We start from the raw sequence: 15,939 nt of genomic DNA on the forward strand, positions 1-15,939 counted from the left end.
GCGAGTTGATGACCGGGAGGCCCGGATGCCGGAGCACCGTATCGACACCGAGAGCGCGCACTCCGCGCGGATCTACGACTACATCCTCGGCGGCGACGACAACTACCCCGCCGACCGGGAGGCGGGCGACGCCATGTGCCGTGAGTGGCCCGCGCTGCCGGTCCACATGCGGGCCAACCGCGACTTCATGCACCGCGCCGTGCGGTACCTGGCCGCCGAGGCGGGGATACGCCAGTTCCTCGACATCGGCACCGGCATCCCGACCCCGCCCAACCTGCACGAGATCGCCCAGGCAGCCGCTCCGGACGCGCGGGTCGTCTACGTCGACAACGACCCGCTCGTCCTCTCCCTCTCCAAGGACCTGCTGTCGAGCACGCCCGAGGGAAGGACGGCGTACGTCGAGGAGGACATGCGCGATCCGGCGGCCATCCTCGGCGCCCCGGGCTTCCGGGAAACCCTCGATCTGTCGGAGCCGGTCGCGCTGACCGTCATCGCGATCGTGCACTTCATGCTGGACGAGCACGACGCCGTCGGCATCGTCCGCCGGCTCCTCGACCCCCTGCCGCCCGGAAGCTGTCTCGCGATGTCCGTCGGCACCGCCGACTTCGCGCCCGACGAGGTCGGCCGGGTGGCCCGGGAGTACGCCGCGCGCGGCATGCCGATGCGGCTGCGCACCCTGCCCGAGGCGGCGGAGTTCTTCGAGGGTCTCGACCTGGTGGAGCCCGGTATCGCGCAGGTACACAAGTGGCGCCCGAACCGCACGGACGGTACGGAAAGCGGCGGTGCCGGAAACGGTGTCACGATTCGGGACGAGGACATCGCGATGTACGGGGCGGTGGCGCGCAAGCCGTAGCCGGGAAAGGGGCCCTGACCTCGCCGTTCGGCCCGTCGGACGGATCATCACGATGCGGCAGCATCAACTCACGGCTTGTGGCCGCTCACTTGACGACCAGTGGTCACACACGGTTGGCTCCGGGCCAGAGAGAGTCATCGGGTCGTGCACGTTCACGGCCCCGCTGTGCTCTCACCCTGCTCTTGCTCGGCCGCACAGCGAGGTCCACCCCCCATGAACACTCGTCCCCCGCAGCCCACCTCCGCGAGACTCTCCCGATCCGTGGCCCTGGCCCTGGCCGCCTGTCTGCTGGTGTCCGGCTGCTCCGCCCTCGGCGCGGCCGACGACGGGGCGGACACGGCGGCCACGTCCGGCGGCGGGATGAAGGTCGCCCTCGTGACGCACGGCGGCAAGGGCGACGCCTTCTGGGACCTGGTGCGCAGAGGCGCGGAGGCGGCGGCCGCCAAGGACGGCATCGACCTGACGTACGCCGGGGACTCCGACCCGGCCGCGCAGGCCGCGCTGGTGAAGGACGCGGTCCGCGACAAGGTCGACGGCATCGCCGTGACGCTGGCCAAGCCGGCGGCGATGCGCGGCCCGGTCGCCCAGGCCAGGGCGGCCGGCATCCCCGTCGTCGGGCTCAACTCCGGCATCGACGCCTGGCGGCCCGCGGGACTCCTGGAGTACTTCGGCCAGGACGAGTCCGTCGCCGGCCGGGCCGTCGGCGACAAGCTGGACGAGGTCAAGGCCGAGCACGCCCTGTGCGTGGTGCACGAGCGGGGCAATGTGGCGCTGGAGGCCCGCTGCGCCGGTGTGCGGAAGACGTTCGGCGGCGACACCGACAACCTGTACGTGGACGGCGCCGACATGGACGCGGTGACCGCCACGATCGCGTCCCGGCTGCGGCAGGACACCAGCATCGACGAGGTCGTCACCAACGGCGCCCAGTTCGCGCTCAGCGCGGTCAAGGCCGTCGAGCAGGCCGGCGCCCGCAGCAGGACCGAGGTGGCCACCTTCGACCTCAACAAGGATCTGGTCAAGGCGGTCCAGCGCGGCGATGTGCAGTTCGCCGTGGACCAGCAGCCGTATCTGCAGGGCTACCTCGCGGTGGACGCCCTGTGGCTGTACCGCACCAACGGCAACGTCAGCGGCGGCGGAACGGCCCCGGTGCTCACCGGTCCCGCGTTCGTGACCAGGTCGAACGTGTCCGCTGTGGCACGGTTCGCGGCCGCCGGAACCCGGTGACCGGACACTTCCTGTGATGGTGTCGCCAAAGATTCGGTCAGGCCCGGTTCGCACCCCCACTTGTACGGATAACATCCTGCGCATCCCATCTTCCCCGTTCCTCGCTCCCCGCTGATCGCCCTAGGACGACGATGTCTCGACGGACAGGTGCCCGGCGCCGTCTCGGTTCCATACGCCTCTCCCTGTGGCTGCTGGCCCTGGTGCCCAGCGTCACCCTCGCCGCCATGTGGGGTGTGACGACGATCCAGATGTTCTCGGAGGGCCTGCGGCTGCGCGACCAGACGGAGCTGAGCCGCTCGACCGGCGCCATGGGCACCGACGCGACGCTCGCGCTGCAGCGGGAACGCAGCCTGTCCGCCGCCTGGCTGGCCTCGCCGCACGGCTCCCGGACCGCCCTCGACGCGCAGCGCGAGGAGACCGACAAGGCCGTCGCGAAGCTGGTCGGGCAGGCCGACGCGATCGAGAAGGCGCCTGCCCGCATCTCCGACCGGCTGTACTCGGTGCTGGGCTCGGTGGGAAGCCTGGAGTACTACCGGGACCAGGTGGACGACCCCACCGACATCACCCCCCAGCAGGCGCTGGACCAGTACTCCTCGATCATCGACGACCAGATCCACGCCTTCCAGGAGCTCTCCCAGGTCGACGACGGCGACCTCACCTCGCAGGCCGGCCCGCTGGTCGCGCTGGAACACGCGGCGGAGCTGGTCTCCCGGGAGGACGCGCAGCTGACCCTGGCCTGGCCGTCGGGACATCTGGACGACAAGGCGTGGGTGCAGTACGCGGAACTCGTCAACACCCGGCGCTGGCTGGTCCAGGACCAGGTCGTGCCCCAGCTCACCGGCGAGGCCAAGGCACGGACCGAGCGGATCCTGGCGAGCCCGGAGTGGCGGACGCTGGAGTCGATCGAGGACCAGGTGCTGGCGGCCCGGAACTCCAGCGCCGACGCGGACCGGATCGCCCTGCCGGACGCCCAGAAGCGGTGGAACGCCGCCATGGACAAGCTGTCCGCGCACTACGCGAGCCTCATCGAGCAGCAGACGACGGGGCTGCTGGAGCGCAGTGCCGACAAGGCGGACGGGACGCTGATCAAGGCGGCGTCCCTGAGCGCCGGCGGACTGCTCGCGCTGCTGCTGTGCGTCGGCATGTCCTGGCGGATCACCCGCTCGCTGTCCCGGCGGCTGCGCGGTCTGCGCCTGGCCACGCTCAGCCTCGCCGAGGAGCGGCTGCCGGACGTGGTGGCGCGGCTGGAGCGGGGCGAGACGGTCGACCCGGAGTCGGCGACGACCCCGCTGGACTACGGGCACGACGAACTCGGCCAGGTGGCCCAGGCGTTCAACACCGCCCAGCGCACGGCCGTGCACACCGCGGTCGAACTCGCCGACACCCGGCGCGGCTTCCAGAAGGTCATCCTGGGCATCGCCCGGCAGAGCCAGAACCTGGTCAACCTCCAGCTCAGCAAGCTCGACGCGCTGGAGCGCGAGCACAGCGACCCCGACATCCTCAAGGGCCTGTACGAACTGGACTCCACAGCCAGCCAGTTGCGTCGCTACGAGGAGAACCTCGTCATCGTCAGCGGCGAACGGCCGGGCCGCAGCTGGGCCGAGCCGGTCGCGCTGATGGACATCCTGCGCAGCGCGGTCGGCGAGGTCGCCGAGTACCAGCGGGTGGACGTGCACACCGAGGAGGAGGTGTACGTCGCCCCTCCCGCGGTCGCCGACGTCATCCATCTGCTGGCCGAGCTCATCGACAACGCGACCGCCTACTCCCCCGCCCCGAGCCCCGTCACGGTGCGGGCCGGGATGGTCGCCAAGGGCCTCGCCGTCGAGGTCGAGGACCGCGGCCTCGGCATGTCGGAGGAGGACTACGCGTCCTTCAACGAACAGCTCGCGGTGCCCCCGCAGTTCGACGTGGTCGCCCTCGCCGACGATCTGCGCCTCGGCATGTTCGTGATCGCCCAGCTCGCCCACCGGCACGGCATCACCGCCACCCTGCGGCTGTCGCCGTACGGCGGGACCACGGCGATCGTGCTGATACCGCACGACATCGTGGTCCGGGAGACCCCGTCGCCCGAGCAGGACTCGGCGGACGCCAAGCCCGCCGAGGTGCCCGAGAGCGTCTCCGGCAGAACCGAGGACGCCGTTTCCGCTCGTGAGGAGCCTCGGCCCCTCGTCGCGGCCCGGACCGCACCCGCCGCTCGCACCCCCCGCGGGGACGGTCTCGCCCCGCTGCCCCGGCGGGTGCCGCAGACCAGCCTGGTCGACGAACTGCGTGAGGAGTCCGCGCCCGAGCGCGACGACGACTCCCTCGACGACTTCACCGCGGAAGCCGCCGCCTCCTCCCTGGCCGGTTTCCAGCGCGGCACGCTCCGGGCCCGTGACGAGGACCCGGCCGCACCACCCCGGCAGGCCACCGCCGATTCCCTCCCCTCGACTCCGCCCGCCGACCGCTGACGAAGGACTCCGCAATGACACGCCCCATCCCCGCCACCCACACCCAGCTCGACCAGCTGCTGACCGGACTCGTGGAGCGGGTCGCCGATGTGAACCAGGCCGTGGTGCTCTCCGAGGACGGCCTGGTGGTCAGCAAGTCCACCGGGTTCCTGCGCGACGACGCCGAGCGGCTCGCGGCGACCGCGTCCGGTCTGATGAGCCTGAGCAAGGGCGTCAGCATGGACTTCCGGGGCGGTCCGGTGCGCCAGGCACTCATCGAGATGGCCAACAGCTATCTGATCCTGACCTCCGCCGGCCCCGGCGCCCATCTGGTGGTGCTGACCGGCCCGGGCGCGGACGTCGGTGTGGTGGCGTACCAGATGAACATGCTGGTGAAGAAGATCGGCGAGCACCTCAGCGCGGCACCGCGGGGCATGGCCGGACCCGTCGTCGACCCAGGCGTGTGAGGTGGGCGAAGGCGACTCGGCGGGCCGGCTCGTACGACCGTTCGCGCTGACCGGTGGCCGGACCCGGCCCAGCCGCGCCGACTTCACGCTCATCGCGACGGTGACCGCGGTCGATCCGCCGCCGGCCACCGCGGCCCGGTGCCAGCCCGAGCACACCCGCATCCTGAGGCTGTGTGCCGAGCCGCTCGCCGTGGCGGAGCTGGCCGCGCGGCTGGACCTGCCGGTGAGCGTGGTCGTCATCCTGCTCTGCGACCTGCTGGAGGCGGGCCGGATCACCGTACGCCCGCCGCGCCTCGTCTCCCGTACCACTCCGGACCTGGACCTGCTGCAGAAAGTGAGGGACGGCCTTGGCCGGCTCTGACCCCGTCACGGACGCGTCCTCGGCACCCGACACGGTCAAGATCCTCATCGCCGGAGGCTTCGGCGTGGGCAAGACCACCATGGTCGGGTCGGTCAGCGAGATCGCCCCGCTGCGCACCGAGGAACCCCTGACCATGGCCGGTCTGGGCATCGACGACCTCGACGGCATCGAGGAGAAGCGCGCCACCACGGTGGCCCTGGACTTCGGCAGAATCACCATCAGCCGGGAACTGGTGCTGTACCTGTTCGGTACACCGGGGCAGCAGCGGTTCTGGTTCATGTGGAACGACCTGGCGCTCGGCGCGCTGGGCGCCGTGGTCCTGGTCGACGTCCGCAGACCCGAGTCCAGTTTCGCCGCGATCGACTTCTTCGAACGCCGGAAGATCCCGTTCGTCGTCGGGGTCAACGGCTTCCACGGCAAGCACCCGTATCCGCCCGAGGACATCCGGGACGCCCTCGCCTTGCCGGAGCATGTGCGGGTGCTGCTGTGCGACGCGCGGGACCGGGAGTCGTGCCGGGACGTGCTGATCGCCCTGATCGACCAGTTGATCGCGTCGGCCGTGCAGGCCTAGGGCGACATGCCGCGGCCCGGGCGGTGCGCACCGCCCGGGCCGTGGGAGCGGAACGTCAGGTCAGGCCCGCCGACTTCAGCCAGGCCTTGGCGACGTCCAGCGGGTCCTGCTTCTCCAGCTGTACCCGCGCGTCCAGTTCGAGCAGGGCCTTCGTGTCGAGCTTGGCCGAGACCGCGTCGAGTGCCGCGGCGCCCTCCTTGGACAGCTCGCCCTTGCGGACCAGCGGCTGCACGTTCTGGAAGCCGAAGAGGTTCTCCGGGTCCTTCAGGACGACGAACTTGTCCCGGGCGATGGTCGGGTCGGTGGTGAAGAGGTCCGCGGCCTGCACGGTGTTCTTCTTCAGCGCCGCCTGGGTCAGCGGACCGCCCGCGTCGAGGGACTTGAAGGACTTGAACTCGAGACCGTAGACGGACTTCAGGCCCACCAGGCCCTGGTGCCGGGTCTGGAACTCCGGGGAGCCGCCGAAGTCCAGGTCCTTCGCGACGTCCTTGAGGTCCGCGATGGAGGAGTCCGCGGTCAGCTTGTACTTCTTCGCGGTCTCCGCGTTGACCGTCACGGAGTCCTTGTTCTGCGCGGCCGACGGCTTCAGCAGCTCCAGCTGGGAGTCGAGCTTGCCGTTGATGGCGGTCGTGGTCTCCTCGACCGTCTTCGGCTTGGCCTTGGCGTCGAGGTAGGCCAGCAGGGAGCCGTTGTACTCCGGCAGCACCGTGACGCTGCCGTTCTTCATCAGGCCGTAGGTGGTCTCGCGGCTGCCGATGTTGGGCTTGTAGGTGACCTTGATGCCCTTGGCCTTGAGGGCCTCGCCGTAGATGTCGGCGAGCAGGATGGACTCGGCGAAGTTGTTGGAGCCGACGACGACGGCCCCGCCCTCCGCCCCGCCGCCCTTGAGCGGGTCGTCGGAGGTGCCGCCGGAGGAACAGCCCCCGAGAAGAGCTGCCGCCGCGGCCAGCGCGACCGCTGCCGCGCCGGGGTGCCTCGATATGGACCGGGTGCTGCTCTTCCGTGTAGTCATCACCCACTGATCCAAGCCAGCGGATATTCGGTCAGTCAAGAGCAGCTTGGTCACCAATTGGCGTCATCTCCTGCGCACACCCGGAGACACCGCGACCCGGGCCGCCGCCCAGAACAGGGCGAGCGTGACCAGCGCGAGGACGGCCACCAGCGTCGCGCCGCCCACCACCTTCTCGTAGTTGCGCTGGTAAAGGCCGTCCACGATGTAGCGGCCGAGACCGCCCAGGCTGACGTAGGCGGCGATGGTGGCCGTCGACACGATCTGGATGGCCGCCGAGCGCAGACCGCTGAGGATCAGCGGCAGGGCGACCGGCAGTTCCACCTGGAAGAGGATCCGGGACTCGTGCATGCCCATGCCGCGGGCGGCGTCCACCGGCGAGGGGTCGACGGAGCGCATCGCCTCGTAGGTGGTGACCAGGATCGGCGGGACGGCGAGGATGACCAGCGGGATCATCACGGGCAGCATCCCGAAGCCCAGCAGGGTGGTCATCAGCACCAGCAGACCGAAGCTGGGCAGGGCCCGCCCGGCGGTGGCGACCAGGGACAGGGCGTTGCCGCCGCGCCCGTAGTGCCCGGTGACCAGGCCGATCGGCAGCCCGATCGCGGCGGCCAGGAGCAGCGCCTCCAGGGTGTACTGGACGTGCTCCCCGAGCCGGGCCGGGATGCCGTCGTAGCCCTGCCAGTGGGCGCTGTCGCTGAAGAACGCGTGGACGAAGTTGAGTACGTTCACCGGGCGGCTTCCTCAAGGGCGGGCGCCGGCTTGCGACGGGCCCTCCCGCTCGGCATCCAGGGCGTCAGCAGCACCCGGACGAGGACCAGCAGGGCGTCGACGAGGATCGCCAGGAGCGCCGTGGTGATCACGGAGTTCCAGGTGAGCTCGGGCCGGTTGTAGATCTGCGCGTCGTGGAGCAGATTGCCGAGCGCGCCCTGGTTGCCGATGAGCATGCCGACGCTGACGAGGGAGATGCTCGACACGGTCGCCACCCTGAGGCCCGCGATGATCGCCGGTACCGCGATCGGCAACTGCACCTGGAAGTACCGCCGTACGGGCCCGAAGCCCATGGCGGTGGCGGCGGCCAGGGTCTCCGGGGGCACCGAGCGCACCCCGTCGACGATCGCCGGGACGAGCACCACCAGGCTGTACACGGCCAGCGGGATCATGACGGTGAGTTCGGTCTGCCCGGTGTAGTCGATGAGGACCACGAAGAACGCCAGGGACGGGATCGCGTAGAGGACGGTCGTCAGGCCGAGGACGGGCGGGTACAGCCAGCGGAAGCGCACACAGAGCTGGGCGATCGGCAGTGCCAGGAGCAGTCCGGCCGCCACCGGCAGCAGGGCCTCCCTCAAGTGCAGCCCGATCAGCCCGAACCAGCTGTGCTGGAGATCGCTCGGGATGTCGAAGAAGTCGTGGAGGTACTCGCTCATCCGGCGACCTTCTCGTCGTCGCGCTCGTCGTCGCGCCGTGCCTCGTGGGCGCTGCGGATGGCCTCGCCGATGGTGTGCTGTTCGACCACTCCGGTGACCCGTCCGCCGGCGTCCACGGCGACGGCCCAGCCGGTCGGGGAGAGCACGGCGCAGTCGAGGGCGGCCCGCAGCGAGTCGGTGCCGGGCACGAACGGCCGCCCGTGGGACAGGAGCCGGTCGGGCCTGATGTCACCGGCCGTCAGATCGTCCGGCGCGCTCCAGCCGAGCGGCCTGCCGTCGGCGTCGGTCACCAGGAGCCAGGGGGCGTCGGGAGCGGCGATCTGCTCGGCGGTGGCGTCGACCCGGATCACCGGGTCGGTCGTGAGCGTGAGCCCGGCGGACGGGAAGAAGGACAGGCCCCGGATGCCGCGGTCGGCGCCGAGGAAGTCCTCGACGAAGGAGTCGGCGGGGTTGGAGAGCAGTTCGGCGGGCGGTGCGTACTGGGCGAGGTGGCCGCCTTCCCGCAGTACGGCGACCATCGTGCCGAGCTTGATCGCCTCGTCGATGTCGTGGGTGACGAAGACGATGGTCTTGCCCAGCTCTTCCTGGATGCGCAGCAGTTCGTCCTGGAGGACCTTGCGCACCACGGGGTCGACCGCCGAGAACGGCTCGTCCATGAGCAGCACCGGCGGGTCGGCGGCGAGCGCCCGGGCCACGCCGACGCGCTGCTGCTGGCCGCCGGACAGCTGGTACGGGTACCGCTTGGCGAGCGCGGCGTCGAGGCCCACGCGCTCCATCAGTTCGGCCGCCCGGGCCCGGGCCTTCTGCTTGCCCCAGCCGAGCATGCGGGGCACGGTCGCGATGTTGTCGACGATCGTGCGGTGCTGGAAGAGTCCGGCGTTCTGGATGACGTAGCCCATGGACCGGCGCAGGGTGGTGACGGGCTGCCGCTGGATGTCCTCGCCGTCGAGGAGGATCGTTCCCTCGCTCGGCTCGACCATTCTGTTGATCATCCGCAGGGTGGTCGTCTTGCCGCAGCCCGAGGGTCCGACGAGGACGGTGATCGAGCGGTCGGGTATCTCCATGGAGAGCCGGTCGACCGCCACCGTGCCGTCCGGGTACCGCTTGGTGACTGATTCGATCCGTATCAAGGCGCCGGGGCCCTTCGGGTTGGCGGAGACGTCTGGCCATGGTCGTACGGGCTGTGCCGGACGAGTCTAGACCGCGGTGTTTTCCGGCCCCTGGGCGGCCGGTGGCTCATTCCCGTTCCCGTTCAGCGGCAGGCGGACGGTGAACACCGTCGCCCCCGGCTCGCTGTCCAGCTCGATGCGACCGCCGTGGGCCCGGACGAGGGACTGGGCGACCGCGAGGCCGAGGCCGCTGCCGCCGCGGTCGCGGCTGCGGGCCTTGTCGACGCGGTAGAAGCGGTCGAAGACCCGGGCCCGGTCGTCGGGCGGGATGCCCGGACCGGTGTCGGCGACCCGCACCTCGGCCGAGCCGGGCGCGACGCACACCTCCACGGACACCTTCGTCCCGGCGGGGGTGTGCACGGCGGCGTTGGCGAGGAGGTTGTCGACGACCTGCCGGATGCGCAGCGGGTCCATCCGCAGCCGCACCGGACGCGGACCCGCGAGCACGGTCAGCTCATGGTCGGGACGGCCCGCGCGGAAGGCGTCCGCGGCCTGGCCCGCCAACTCGACCAGGTCGGCGTCCTCCAGTCGCAGCGGCTCCTCCACCTCCGCCGCGTCCAGCCGGGCGAGCAGCAGCAGGTCGTCCAGGAGGACGCCCATGCGGGCGGCCTCGGCGCGCAGCCGGGCCAGATGCCGGTCGCGTTCCTCGGGGGCGTTGGCGGCGGCGTACTGGAAGAGGTCGGCGTAGCCGCGTACCGACATCAGCGGGGTGCGCAGCTCGTGCGAGGCGTCGGCGACGAAGCGGCGCAGCCGCTGCTCGGCCTCGGCGCGCACGCCGAGGGAGTGGTCGATGTGCTCCAGCATCGTGTTGAAGGCGGTCCGCAGTTCGTCCACCTCGGGCCCGCCGTCCCGGCCGTCGGCGCGCAGCGACAGCCGGGCCGCGGACTCGGTCAGATCGTGCGAGGCGATGCCGTGCGCGGTGGACGCCATGTCGCTGAGGGGCTTCAGTCCGCGGCGCAGCGTCCTGCGGCCGAAGACGACCAGCGCGAGCAGCGCGGCCCCGAAGATGACGACCTGGATGGTGATGAGCTGCCCGACCGTGTCCTCGATGTCCTCCATGGGCGCGGCGCTGACCAGGACGACCCCGGGCTCCACCTGGCAGGCGCGCAGCCGGTAGGAGCCGGCGCCCTTGAGGTGCTCGGTGCGCAGGACCTCGGTGTGCGCGGCGGTCTGCGCCCGGGCCAGGGAGGTGAAGTCGTCGACGTCCTTGGGCAGGTCGGCGGGGTCCTCGGGTCTGCGGAGCTCGGGTCTGCCGTCCGAGACGTCGTACACGGCGTAGAACCAGCTGTAGTACTTCTTGCCCGAGAGGGTGCCGTAGTCCGCGATGCTCTTGGACTGGGCGATCTGGGCCTGGGCGAGCTGGGTGTCGAGCTGGGCCGAGAGGTAGTCCCGCATATAGGTGGTCAGGGCGGTGCCGACGACGGCGAACACGACCAGCGCCAGGGCGCCGAGGCCGAGGGCCAGCCGGGTGCCCAGGCGCATCCTGCGGTAGGTGCTCCGCAGCCGGGCGATCACTCGGAGGCCTGCCGCAGCACGTATCCGAAGCCCCGCACGGTGTGGATCAGGGGCGCGCCGCCGTCGTCGGTCTCGTCGAGCTTGCGGCGCAGCCGGCTGACGACCAGCTCGACGACGTTGGAGCGGCCGCCGAAGCCGTACTCCCAGACGTGGTCGAGGATCTGCGCCTTCGTGAGGACGGTGGGCGACTTGCGCATGAGGTAGCGCAGCACCTCGTACTCGGTCGGGGTCAGCGACAGCAGCCGCTCGCCGCGCCGCACCTCGCGGGTGTCCTCGTCCATCGTCAGATCGCCGACCTGGAGCACGGACCGCTGGAAGGAGGGTCCGGCGCTGCGCCGCAGCACGGTCCGCAGCCGGGCCATCAGCTCCTCCACGGCGAACGGCTTGACCAGGTAGTCGTCACCGCCCCGCGTCAGGCCCGCGACCCGGTCGGCGACGCCGTCGCGCGCGGTGAGGAACACCACCGGCACCATCGTCCCGGAGGCGCGCAGCCGGTCCAGGACGCCGAAGCCGTCCACGCCGGGCAGCATCAGGTCGAGCACCACGATGTCCGGGTGGAACTCGGCGGCCCGCTTCAGCGCGTCCTCGCCGGTGTACGCCGTGACCGCGTCCCAGCCCTCGTAGCGGGCGACGGTCGCGACGAGATCGGCGATGGGCGGGTCGTCGTCGACGACGAGGAGGCGTACTTTTTCCACCCGCTCATAGTGCTTCACCTGTCCCTCGCCTCCATAGCCGTCCGCCCCTTCGCGGCCCGATCGATAAACACTTGAAAGTCGGGCGACAGTATTTCGACAGCTCCCCCGCGACAAGCTCGGTGTCCCAGGATCCGATCAAGGAGCTGCCGACCGTGACGACCCTCCAAGAACCTCCCGCGGCGACCCGCGCGGGCGTGCGCCCCAGAGTGGTGGGGCGCACCGGCCTGTACGCGCTGCTGCTCGCCAACGCGGTCGTGGTGGCCGTGTTCTTCGTCCAGGCCGGCTTCGCCTCGAACACGCTGATCGTGCTGGGCCGGCTGACCGGGCTGTACGGTTCGCTGCTCATGGCGTTCCAGCTGCTGCTGGTGGCGCGGCTGCCGTGGTTCGACCGGCGGATCGGCATGGACCGGCTGACGTCCTGGCACCGCTGGACGGGCTTCTCGGTGCTGTGGCTGCTGCTCGCGCACGCGGTGTTCATCGTCTTCGGCTACGCACAGTCCTCGTCCCTGGACCCGGTGAACCAGCTCGTGGACCTCGCCGAGACCGTCGAGGGCGTGCTGCGCGCGATCACCGCCCTGGCGATCGTCATCGTGGTGGGTGTGGTCTCGGCCCGCTCCGCCCGGCGCCGGCTGGCCTACGAGACCTGGCACTTCATCCATCTGTACACCTACGTCGCGGTGGTGCTGGCGTTCACGCACCAGGTCGCGGCGGGCACGACGTTCACCTCGTCGACCGCGGCGAAGACGTACTGGTACGCCGTGTGGGGCCTGGCCCTCGCCTCGGTCTTCGTGGGGCGTCTGGTGCTGCCGCTGTGGCGCAACCTCCGCCACCAGCTCCGTGTGACGGCGGTCGTCCCCGAGAGCGACCACGTGGTCTCCGTCTACATCACGGGCCGCGACCTGGACCGGCTGCCCGCGCGGGCCGGACAGTTCTTCCTGTGGCGGTTCCTGACGAAGGACCGCTGGTGGCAGGCCAACCCGTTCTCGCTGTCCGCCGCGCCGGACGGCCGTACGCTGCGGCTGACCGCCAAGCGCGCGGGCGACGGCAGCGAGGCCCTGCGGCACCTGAAGGTGGGCACCCGCGTGTTCGCCGAGGGCCCCTACGGCGCCTTCACCACCCTGCACCGCACCCGCCCCGACGCGGTGCTCATCGCGGGCGGCGTCGGAGTCACGCCGATCCGGGCCCTGCTGGAGGAGCTGCGCGGCCACGCGGTCGTGATCTACCGGGTCGCCACGGACCAGGACGCCGTCCTCTACGACGAACTGCGCGACCTCGCGCACGCCAAGGGCGCCGAACTGCACCTGGTGACCGGCCCGCCCGTGCCGGACCTGCTGGCGCCCGGGGAACTCACCCGGCTGGTGCCGGACATCGCCGGGCGGGACATCTATCTGTGCGGCCCGCCGCCGATGATGAACGCCGTGCTCGGCAGCCTGCGCGAACTCGACGTGCCCAAGGCGCAGATCCACTTCGAACGCTTCAGCCTGGCCGGATGACGAGGAGATTGTCGTGAAGCGAGCCATACCCGTCCTCGTCCTGAGCGTCGCGGGCCTGATCCCGGTCTGGCGCTACGCGCCCTCCCACGACACCGGGTCGTCGTCGACCGCCACGGAGGCCGCGGCGCCGGCGTCCACGCCCTCGGCCTCGTCGTCGGGCGGCTCCACGACCACGGTCGTGAAGGGCTCGACCCTCGACACCGAGAAGGGCCCGGTGCAGGTCGAGGTCACCTTCGAGAGCGACAAGATCGCCTCGGTGCGGATGCTGCAGCAGCCGGACCATCCGCAGACCACGGCCGCCGTACCCAAGCTGATCGAGGAGACGCTCCAGGCGCAGAGCGCGGACATCGACACGGTGTCCGGTGCCACGGTCACCAGCGACGGCTACAAGGAGTCGCTCCAGGCCGCCATCGACGCGAAGGGCTGAGGGGATGCGGCGCGTCGAGCACGTGATGGGGTTCCCGGTGTCGGTCCGCATCGACGACAAGGGCTTCTCCGAGGCGGCGGTGGACGGCCTCTTCGCCTGGCTGCACGAGGTCGACGCGCGGTTCAGCCCGTTCCGGCCGGACAGCGAGGTGTCGCGGCTGGACCGCGGCGAGGTGTCCGAGCCGAGCCCGGCACTCCGGGAGGTTCTGGACCTGTGCGAGGAGTACCGGGTCGCGACCGGGGGCGCGTTCGACGTACGCCTGCCGGGGCGCGGCCTCGACCCCTGCGCCGTGGTGAAGGGCTGGTCGGTGCAGAAGGGGGCGGAGCTGCTGGCGGCGGCCGGGGCACGGCGCTTCTGCCTCAACGCGGGCGGTGACGTGGTCGCCGTCGGCGGCCCCTGGCGGGTGGGCGTACGGCATCCCGAGCACGCCGACCAGTTGTGCACGGTCCTGGATCTCACGGACCGGGCCGTCGCGACGTCCGCCCGCTACGAGCGCGGCGACCACATCGTCGACGGCCGTACCGGGCGCCCGGCGACCGGGCTGCTCAGCCTCACGGTGGTCGCCCCCACCCTGACCGAGGCCGACACCGTCGCGACGGCGGCCTTCGCGCTGGGCGCCGAGGGCGTCGAGTGGGCGGCGGCCCGGGAGAACTGCGAGGTGTTCGCGGTGGACGCCGGGCGCCGGGTCCTGCGGTCGCCGGGATTCCCGGTCGCGAGCGAACGGACGGCCCCGGCGTCGGCGGGTTAGGCTCCTGAAGGATCACTGCCGGACGGAAGGGGGCCGAAGGCATGAGCGCGACGGTGACGGCGGTCAGCAGCAACGGCGAGTACTCGTTCACCAAGCCGAACCGGGACAGCATCACCCTGCTCGCGGGGCTGGGGGTGGAGGGCGACATCCATGCGGGCGTGACGGTCAAGCACCGTTCGCGGATCGCCCAGGACCCCACCCAGCCGAACCTGCGCCAGGTGCATCTCATCCACGAGGAGCTCTTCGCCGAGGTCGCGGACGCGGGGTTCGAGGTGGCGCCCGGCGCCCTCGGGGAGAACATCACCACCCGCGGCATCGACCTGCTCGGCCTGCCGGCCGGCACCCTGCTGCACATCGGCGAGGCCGCGGTGGTGGAGGTGACGGGCCTGCGCAACCCGTGCATCCAGATCGACGCCTTCCAGGACGGGCTGCTGAAGCAGGTCGTCGGCCGTGACGAGGCGGGCCGGATCGTGCGCAAGGCCGGCATCATGAGCGTCGTCCGGGAAGGCGGCGTCGTACGCCCCGGCGACACCGTCGAGGTGCGGCTCCCCGAGGAACCGCACCGGCCGCTGGAACGCGTCTGATCACAGACGGGGCCCCGTCAGCCCTCCGGCAAGGCCTCCAGGAAGTCCGCCGGCGGTATGAAGAACAGGCTGCCGGTGACGGCCCGTGAGTAGTCCAGCAGCGGGTCGGGACCCGAGCCCGGCCCGCCGAGGAACATCTTGCGCAGCATCGTCTCGGGTATCCCGGGCGTGCGCGCGTAGGCCACGAAGTACGTGCCGAACTCCCCGTGCCCCGGCCTGCCGAACGGCATCGCGGAGCGCAGGATCTTCTGCTCCGAGCCGTCCGGGCCGAGGACGGTGTTGACGTCCTTGTGGGAGCCGGGCGCGTCGAGTTCGAGGTTGGTGAGCTTCGTGCGGCCGATCACCTTCTCCTGGGCCTCCACGGCGAGGGCCTCCCACGCGTCCACGTCGTGCAGATACTTCTGCACCATCGCGTAACTGCCGCCGCGGAAGGCGGGATCCTCCTCACCGACCAGTGCCGCGTCGGCGGCCGGCGGGCCGACGGGGTTCTCGGTGCCGTCGACGAAGCCGAGGAGGTTGCGCGAGTCGAAGTAGGCGAAGGCCTGTGTCTCGTCCCGTACGGTGACCGCGCCGCGCAGCCGCCGCACCAGCTCGGCGGCGAGCGCGAAGCACAGGTCGGTGCGGGCGGCCTTGATGTGGAAGAACAGGTCGCCCGGGGTGGCCGGGGCGTGGTGCCGGGGCCCTGCCAGTTCGCGGAACGGGTGCAGTTCGGCGGGCCGGAGGCCGCCGAACAGCCGTCCCCAGGCCCGGGACCCGACCCCGGCGACACAGCCGAGACCGCCGTCGGGGCTGGGGAAACCGACGGAGCGCACCAGGCCCGCGAGGGAGCCCAGCGCCTCCCGTACGGCGGTCTCCCCGCCGGGTTCGATCGTGGCGACCAGGAACACCGCGATCGATGCCGGCGGGTTCAGCACCGGCTGTGACAGCGTCTCTCCCGGGGGCAGCGGTGACGTCATGGCTTCCCATC

At 71.2% G+C, this 15,939-nt stretch carries 17 protein-coding genes; 10 read left to right on the top strand and 7 right to left on the bottom strand.

What is annotated here, in order from left to right; all coding sequences use genetic code 11:
• Positions 1 to 25 precede the first annotated feature (25 nt).
• From KJK29_RS07105 to KJK29_RS07130, 6 genes are all read left to right on the top strand, one after another.
• Positions 26 to 853: an SAM-dependent methyltransferase gene (locus KJK29_RS07105; protein ID WP_215117856.1), complete on the top strand. Its 828-nt coding sequence runs from the start codon at positions 26 to 28 to the stop codon at positions 851 to 853.
• Positions 854 to 1,066: 213 nt separating this feature from the next.
• Entirely contained in the window at positions 1,067 to 2,077 is a 1,011-nt protein-coding gene (locus tag KJK29_RS07110) for a substrate-binding domain-containing protein (RefSeq protein WP_215117857.1), read from the top strand.
• Positions 2,078 to 2,208: 131 nt separating this feature from the next.
• A complete protein-coding gene (locus KJK29_RS07115; protein ID WP_215117858.1) occupies positions 2,209 to 4,527 on the top strand; it encodes a sensor histidine kinase in 2,319 nt (772 codons plus the stop codon).
• Positions 4,528 to 4,541: 14 nt separating this feature from the next.
• Complete coding sequence (locus KJK29_RS07120; protein WP_020271575.1) at positions 4,542 to 4,973, top strand: roadblock/LC7 domain-containing protein; 432 nt, start codon at positions 4,542 to 4,544, stop codon at positions 4,971 to 4,973.
• A gap of 1 nt (position 4,974) precedes the next feature.
• A complete protein-coding gene (locus tag KJK29_RS07125) occupies positions 4,975 to 5,334 on the top strand; it encodes a DUF742 domain-containing protein (protein ID WP_215117859.1) in 360 nt (119 codons plus the stop codon).
• The gene (locus KJK29_RS07130) at positions 5,321 to 5,905 is read left to right on the top strand and encodes a GTP-binding protein (protein ID WP_215117860.1); all 585 of its coding nucleotides are present in this window, start codon (positions 5,321 to 5,323) and stop codon (positions 5,903 to 5,905) included. Before KJK29_RS07125 ends, KJK29_RS07130 begins: the two co-directional genes overlap by 14 nt.
• Before the next feature lie 55 nt (positions 5,906 to 5,960).
• Here KJK29_RS07130 and KJK29_RS07135 read toward each other — a convergent pair whose 3' ends face one another.
• The 6 genes from KJK29_RS07135 to KJK29_RS07160 form a co-directional block, all read right to left on the bottom strand.
• Complete coding sequence (locus KJK29_RS07135; RefSeq protein ID WP_215117861.1) at positions 5,961 to 6,917, bottom strand: ABC transporter substrate-binding protein; 957 nt, start codon at positions 6,915 to 6,917, stop codon at positions 5,961 to 5,963.
• A gap of 63 nt (positions 6,918 to 6,980) precedes the next feature.
• On the bottom strand, positions 6,981 to 7,646 hold the full coding sequence (locus KJK29_RS07140) for an ABC transporter permease (RefSeq protein ID WP_215117862.1): 666 nt from the start codon (positions 7,644 to 7,646) through the stop codon (positions 6,981 to 6,983).
• Complete coding sequence (locus tag KJK29_RS07145; RefSeq protein ID WP_215117863.1) at positions 7,643 to 8,341, bottom strand: ABC transporter permease; 699 nt, start codon at positions 8,339 to 8,341, stop codon at positions 7,643 to 7,645. Before KJK29_RS07145 ends, KJK29_RS07140 begins: the two co-directional genes overlap by 4 nt.
• On the bottom strand, positions 8,338 to 9,471 hold the full coding sequence (locus tag KJK29_RS07150) for an ABC transporter ATP-binding protein (protein ID WP_215117864.1): 1,134 nt from the start codon (positions 9,469 to 9,471) through the stop codon (positions 8,338 to 8,340). The genes KJK29_RS07145 and KJK29_RS07150 overlap by 4 nt, the downstream gene beginning before the upstream one ends.
• A gap of 66 nt (positions 9,472 to 9,537) precedes the next feature.
• Complete coding sequence (locus KJK29_RS07155; protein ID WP_215117865.1) at positions 9,538 to 11,025, bottom strand: sensor histidine kinase; 1,488 nt, start codon at positions 11,023 to 11,025, stop codon at positions 9,538 to 9,540.
• The gene (locus KJK29_RS07160) at positions 11,022 to 11,720 is read right to left on the bottom strand and encodes a response regulator transcription factor (RefSeq protein WP_215124190.1); all 699 of its coding nucleotides are present in this window, start codon (positions 11,718 to 11,720) and stop codon (positions 11,022 to 11,024) included. Before KJK29_RS07160 ends, KJK29_RS07155 begins: the two co-directional genes overlap by 4 nt.
• Positions 11,721 to 11,872: 152 nt before the next feature.
• Between KJK29_RS07160 and KJK29_RS07165 the strand changes: the two genes are divergently transcribed.
• Genes KJK29_RS07165 through KJK29_RS07180 form a run of 4 tightly spaced genes read left to right on the top strand, consistent with a single transcriptional unit; the run spans position 11,873 to position 14,972 of the window.
• Positions 11,873 to 13,213, top strand: coding sequence for a ferredoxin reductase family protein (locus tag KJK29_RS07165; protein ID WP_215117866.1), 1,341 nt, complete (start codon positions 11,873 to 11,875; stop codon positions 13,211 to 13,213).
• Positions 13,214 to 13,226: 13 nt separating this feature from the next.
• Entirely contained in the window at positions 13,227 to 13,640 is a 414-nt protein-coding gene (locus KJK29_RS07170; RefSeq protein ID WP_215117867.1) for an FMN-binding protein, read from the top strand.
• A 4-nt stretch (positions 13,641 to 13,644) separates the two neighbouring features.
• Positions 13,645 to 14,388 (top strand): FAD:protein FMN transferase, encoded by a 744-nt coding sequence (locus KJK29_RS07175; protein WP_215117868.1) that lies wholly within the window; start codon positions 13,645 to 13,647, stop codon positions 14,386 to 14,388.
• A gap of 41 nt (positions 14,389 to 14,429) precedes the next feature.
• On the top strand, positions 14,430 to 14,972 hold the full coding sequence (locus tag KJK29_RS07180; RefSeq protein ID WP_215117869.1) for an MOSC domain-containing protein: 543 nt from the start codon (positions 14,430 to 14,432) through the stop codon (positions 14,970 to 14,972).
• A 17-nt stretch (positions 14,973 to 14,989) separates the two neighbouring features.
• On the opposite strand, the gene KJK29_RS07185 is transcribed toward KJK29_RS07180, so the two are convergent.
• Positions 14,990 to 15,928: a Dyp-type peroxidase gene (locus KJK29_RS07185; RefSeq protein WP_215117870.1), complete on the bottom strand. Its 939-nt coding sequence runs from the start codon at positions 15,926 to 15,928 to the stop codon at positions 14,990 to 14,992.
• Positions 15,929 to 15,939 lie beyond the last annotated feature (11 nt).

The sequence above is a fragment of the Streptomyces koelreuteriae genome, assembly GCF_018604545.1.
GTDB classification, from domain to species: domain Bacteria; phylum Actinomycetota; class Actinomycetes; order Streptomycetales; family Streptomycetaceae; genus Streptomyces; species Streptomyces koelreuteriae.